Source organism: Amycolatopsis thailandensis, from assembly GCF_042723255.1.
Classification (GTDB): Bacteria; Actinomycetota; Actinomycetes; order Mycobacteriales; family Pseudonocardiaceae; genus Amycolatopsis; species Amycolatopsis thailandensis.
In genome coordinates this window covers 1-5,178 of record NZ_JBHXJK010000251.1, presented here as the reverse complement: position 1 = coordinate 5,178, position 5,178 = coordinate 1, and the positions used below count along the sequence as shown (strand labels likewise).

At 71.6% G+C, this 5,178-nt stretch carries 7 protein-coding genes; all 7 read left to right on the top strand.

Annotation, left to right across the window (positions count from 1 at the left end):
• Window positions 1–279 precede the first annotated feature (279 nt).
• Window positions 280–729: an Asp23/Gls24 family envelope stress response protein gene (locus ACFWMR_RS42345; RefSeq protein WP_037343835.1), complete on the top strand. Its 450-nt coding sequence runs from the start codon at window positions 280–282 to the stop codon at window positions 727–729.
• On the top strand, window positions 729–905 hold the full coding sequence (locus tag ACFWMR_RS42340) for a hypothetical protein (protein ID WP_005157087.1): 177 nt from the start codon (window positions 729–731) through the stop codon (window positions 903–905). The genes ACFWMR_RS42345 and ACFWMR_RS42340 overlap by 1 nt, the downstream gene beginning before the upstream one ends.
• Window positions 902–1,258, top strand: coding sequence for an Asp23/Gls24 family envelope stress response protein (locus ACFWMR_RS42335; protein ID WP_378382465.1), 357 nt, complete (start codon window positions 902–904; stop codon window positions 1,256–1,258). The genes ACFWMR_RS42340 and ACFWMR_RS42335 overlap by 4 nt, the downstream gene beginning before the upstream one ends.
• A gap of 10 nt (window positions 1,259–1,268) precedes the next feature.
• The gene (locus ACFWMR_RS42330) at window positions 1,269–1,805 is read left to right on the top strand and encodes a DUF6286 domain-containing protein (RefSeq protein ID WP_378382464.1); all 537 of its coding nucleotides are present in this window, start codon (window positions 1,269–1,271) and stop codon (window positions 1,803–1,805) included.
• Window positions 1,802–2,389, top strand: a complete 588-nt coding sequence (locus ACFWMR_RS42325) for an alkaline shock response membrane anchor protein AmaP (RefSeq protein ID WP_378279236.1) — start codon at window positions 1,802–1,804, stop codon at window positions 2,387–2,389. Before ACFWMR_RS42330 ends, ACFWMR_RS42325 begins: the two co-directional genes overlap by 4 nt.
• 28 nt (window positions 2,390–2,417) lie before the next feature.
• Window positions 2,418–3,497, top strand: coding sequence for an ATP-dependent DNA ligase (locus tag ACFWMR_RS42320; RefSeq protein ID WP_093936003.1), 1,080 nt, complete (start codon window positions 2,418–2,420; stop codon window positions 3,495–3,497).
• Window positions 3,498–3,604: 107 nt separating this feature from the next.
• Entirely contained in the window at window positions 3,605–5,125 is a 1,521-nt protein-coding gene (locus tag ACFWMR_RS42315; protein WP_378382466.1) for an alpha/beta hydrolase, read from the top strand.
• Window positions 5,126–5,178 lie beyond the last annotated feature (53 nt).

Genomic DNA, 5,178 nt, shown 5'->3' with positions numbered 1-5,178 from the left:
CTTGCTCCGCGGGGAGCCCCGCCGGTGGACCCCCCCCCCCGGGGGGGGGGCGCCGGGGGGGGGGGGGGGGGTGGTTTTGGCATTGTGGTTTAACAACACTAAACCCCAACACACCCCCCCCCCGACGCCCCACCTCGTCAAGGTGAACCCCGGAAGTGATTACCCCATCCGGGGGACATCGCGTGACGACTCGGCATGCGCGCGTGTCCTGGTCGGTGAGAGCGTAGGGACCGCCGCGCGCGCAGGTCGCGCGGCACAGGCCGAGAAGGAGCGAACTTCATGGCGCAGCCGAGCGCGAGCAAGCCCGACACCCCCGTGGCGGGGTCGTCCCTCAACGAGGAAGGAGCCGCCGGCAAGACCACGATCTCGTCGGTGGTGGTCCAGAAGGTGGCGGGTCTCGCCACCCGCGAGGTCACCGGGATCCACGCGCTGGGCGGCGGGGTTTCGCGGGCCTTCGGCGCCATCCGCGAGCGCATCCCCGGTTCCGGCACCGTCACCACGTCCGGTGTCTCGGTCGAGGTCGGCGAGAAGCAGGCGGCGATCGACCTCGACGTGGTCGTCGAGTACGGCGCGCGCATCGTCGACGTCGCGCGCGCGGTGCGCCGCAACGTGATCGGCCAGGTCGAGCAGATCACCGGCCTCGAGGTGATCGAGGTCAACATCGCGGTCAACGACATCCACCTGCCCGACGAGAACGGCGGCGAGACCGAGACCTCGCGGGTCGAGTGATGAACGGGACCCAGACCGGCCTGCTCGCCGGCCTCATCCTCGGCCTCGCCGCGACCCAGGGCTTCACCGCGTTCCTGGTGACGCTGGCCGTCGGCGTCATCGGCCTAGTCCTCGGCCGCGTGCTCGACGGCGAACTCGACCTCGGCGACCTGTTCGGCCGGGGCCGCGACAAATGACCCTCCCGGCCGAACCGGAGGATCGCGGCACCCTCACCATCGCGCCGTCCGTGGTCCGCAAGATCGCGCAGCACGCCGCGGACCAGGTCGACGGGACCACGCGCGCCGAGCGGCGGATCGCCGGTCTCGGGCTGGGGACGCACGGCGCGAGCGCGAAGGTCGGCGGTGAGGGCAACGACGTCGATCTCGTGCTCGACGTCGCTTTGCACTACCCGGCGCCGGTGCGGCGGATCGTCGGCGATCTGCGCGCCCGGGTCACCGAGGAGGTCGAGCGGATCACCTCGTACGAGGTCCGGGACATCTCGGTGACGGTTTCCGCGCTCCTGCCCGACATCGCGCCCCGCGTCCGCTAGAAGGAGCATCATGCGTTTGTTCGTCCGCCTGCTGTCCGCCCTGATCGGGCTGGCGCTGGCCGCCGCGGGGGTCCTGCTGGCCTTGGAGGTCGGCTGGGGCTGGTGGCGGCCGGGGCGGGGGCCGCTGTTCGTCCCGTGGGACGACTGGCGCGACAGGCTCGCGGAGCTGTCCTGGAACACCGACGAGGTCCGCTACCTCGCGATCGCCGTCGCGGTCGTGGGGCTGCTGCTGATCCTGGCGTCGGCCTCGGCCGGGCGGCGCGCCATCCGGCTGACCGATCCGGCGAACGAGGTCAGCGTGACCACGTCGCCGCGCTCGCTGGCGAGGCTGGTCGGGGTGACCGTGCGCGCCCAGGACAACGTCGCGGGCGCGAAGGTCACCGCCACCGCCAAGAAGATCCGTGTCCGCGCGACGAGCAGGCTGGAGACCGAAGGCGAGCTGCGACCGCGGCTGCTGGAGACGGTCTCCGGCCTGCTCGACGACGTCCCCCTCGTGCGGCGGCCGAAGGTGTCCGTCGTCGTCGACTCCCCGAAGGACCGCCGATGACCCGTTCGGTCTCCGCCAAGGCACTCGGCCGGTCCACCGGCACGGAACGGACGCTGACCGTCCTCATCGGACTCCTCGCGCTGCTCGGCGGCGCGGCGATGCTCGTGGTCGGCGCGGGCTGGCTCGGCACGTATCGCGCCGGCCGCGCGCTGATGGACCCGATCGCGCTCGACTGGCTGTCGCAGCACGCGCTCGCCGCCCGGATCGGCGCGATCGTGCTCGGCGTCCTCCTGCTGTGGCTCGGCCTGTGGTGGTTCTTCCGGTCCCTGCGCACGGAGGGCCGTCCGGACCTCGACCTCGGCGACGACCTGGTGGTGACCTCTTCCGCCATCTCCGAAGCCGTCCGCCTCGACGCCGAGACGGTCGACGGCGTCGGGCGCGCCCGGGTCCGCGCGGTCGGCGACAAGGAGCACCCGGCGCTGCGGATCACGCTCTGGCTGAGCGAGGGCACCGACCTGAAACGGGTCTGGGAACAGCTCGATCTCACCGTGCTGGCCAGGGCCCGGGAATCGCTCGGCGTGGAAGTGCTGCCGACCGCGGTCCGGATCGAACTCGACACGGCAGCACCGCAACGGGTGCGCTGAGCGTGTCCTTGCGGCAAGAATGGCCGTCATGTCGCTTCCCTTGACTCCACCGGTCAAACCGATGCTCGCCAAACCGGCGAAGGCGATCCCCGATTCCGGCGGGCTGCTGTTCGAGCCGAAATGGGACGGATACCGCTGCCTGGTCTTCCGCGACGGTGACGAGCTGACCCTCCAGTCGAGGTCGGAGAAGCCGCTCAACCGGTACTTCCCCGAGGTCATCGAGCGGCTGAAGGCGACCCTGCCCGAGCGGATCGTGCTCGACGGCGAACTGGTGGTCGGGCGGGACGGGAAGCTCGACTTCGACGCGCTCACCGACCGGATCCACCCCGCCGAGAGCCGGATCAAGCTGCTGGCGGAACAGACCCCGGCGGAGTTCGTCGCGTTCGACCTGCTGGCGCTCGGCGACGAGTCCTTTCTGGACGAGCCGACGTCGAAGCGCCGGGAACGGCTGGAGAAGCTGGCCTCCGACGGCTTCCATCTGACCCCGGCCACCTCGGATCCGGCGATCGCGCGGCACTGGTTCGAACTGTTCGAGGGCGCGGGGCTCGACGGCGTCATCGGGAAACCGCTCGACGAGCCGTACACGCCGGGCAAACGCGTGCTGCTGAAGTACAAGCACTCGCGCACCGCCGACTGTGTGCTCGCGGGGCTGCGCTGGCACGTCGACGGCGAAGCGGGCGAGATGGTCGGCTCGTTCCTGCTCGGGCTCTACGACGAGGACGGCGTGCTGCACCACCCCGGCGTCGTCGGTTCGTTCCCGGTCACCCGGCGGCGTGAGCTGGCCGAAGAGCTGGCCCCGCTGATCACCGACGGTTCCGATCACCCCTGGCTCGGCGACAACGTGCGGGAGAAGCAGCGGATCCCCGGCGGGATCACCCGGTGGAAGTCCAAGGAAGCCCCGTGGGTGCCGCTGAAGCTGGAGAAGGTGGTCGAGGTCGGCTACGAGCACACGGAAGGCGGATACCCGTCGCGGTTCCGTCACACCGCGCAGTTCAAGCGCTGGCGTCCCGACCGCGAGCCGGATTCCTGCACCTACGCCCAGCTCGACGAGGTCGCCCGCTACGACCTGGACGCGGTGTTCCGCGGCGAAGTGAAACGCACCCGCTAACCGGGGCCTGACACGTCACCTGCGAAGCTCACCCACGAGCTTTGTCATGCCCTGGAAGTGAGGACCAGCCCGTGAGCACCGCCCGCCGCACGCCACGGCTGATCCTGATGACGACCGTGGTCGCGGCCGTGGTCGCGGGCTGCACGGCCGGGCCGTCGGTCCGGCCCGCGGTGATCGACAACGACGGCAAGCCCGATCCCGGCTCGTCGGCGTCCGCCCAGCCGGTGCCGCTGCCGCCGCTCACCGAACCGCGGTCGCCGTCGATCAAATGGGACGACTGCGACGAGGCCACCCGGCAGCGGCTGGGCCAGCCGTCCGTGCCGGACACGCTGAAGTTCGCCTGCGCCAGGGTGCCCACCACGCTCGACGCGCCGGACCTGCCCGGCCGCGGGCTCTCGCGGCTGTCGGTGGTCAAGACCGGGGGCGGGCCGATCCCGCTCGTCGTGGTCAACGACGTCGACGGTGAGCCCGGATCGCTGTACGCCGCGCGCCTGGCCGCGACGCTGCCGCCCGAGTTCCTGCAGAAGTTCTCGCTGATCGGCGTGGACCGGCGCGGGACCGGGACCTCGGCGCCGGTGCAGTGCGTCCCGGCGGAGATCCGCACCGACCTGCTCGGCGGCGACCCGGCGGCGGGAGACCTCGAAAGCGTTGTCGACGCGGCGCGCAAGGCCGGCCAGCAATGCGCCATCGAACTGGACGACTCGCAGGTCGCGATGGACAGCTGGCGGGCGGCCAGCGACCTCGAAGAACTCCGTCAGCAACTCGGGCTGGACAAGCTGCACGCGCTGGGCCGCGGTGACGGTTCGAAGGTCCTCGCCGAATACGCCGTGCGATTCCCGGCGCAGGCCGGCCGCATGATGCTCGACGGGCTGCCCGATCCGGCCCCCGACGGCACCGCCGTGCAGGAAGCCGTCGCCGCGAGCGCGCAGGCCACCCTCGACGCTTTCGGCGCCGACTGCATCGCCAGGGGTTGCCCGATCGGCGACGCCCGGTCGGCCGTGACCGCCGTCGCCGACAGGCTCCGCTCCGCCTCCGTGACCACCACCGACGGGGCGGAGATCACGCCGGGGATCGCGCTGTACGCCGTCTACTCCGGACTAGCGCAGCGCTCGCGCTGGGTGGAACTCGCCGAAGCGCTCAAGTCCGCGCAGACCGGTGACGTCACTCCGCTGGCGGCGTTCGCCGAGCCGGTGCTGAAGGATTCCCGCGCGCGGCCGTCGCGATTGGACGGCACGCTCGCGACCAAGTGCAACGACAGCGCGACGCGGCTCTCGGCCGAAGAACTCACCCGGGTGACCACGACCCTGCGCGAGAAGTACCCGCAGTTCGGCGTCCTCGCCGCGCAACAGCTGGCGTGGTGCAGCCCGTGGCCCGTGCGCCGCGAACCGCTTCCGCCCGCCGGCGCCCCGGGTGCCCCGCCGATCCTCGTCGCGGGCACCGCGACCGACCCGGTCACGCCGGAGCAGGGCACCAGCCGGGCCGCCGACCAGATGCCGAGCGCGGTGACGATCACCTGGCAGGGTGCCGGGCACGGCGCGCTGAGCCTCTCCCCTTGCGTCGCCGACGCGACGCGGGCGTTCCTGATCGACGGGAAGGTCCCCGTCGACGGCACCCTCTGCCCGGCCTGATCCCAGCCACTCCCGTGTCATGAGGGGTGCCCCAGGGGGCGTATAACTAACCA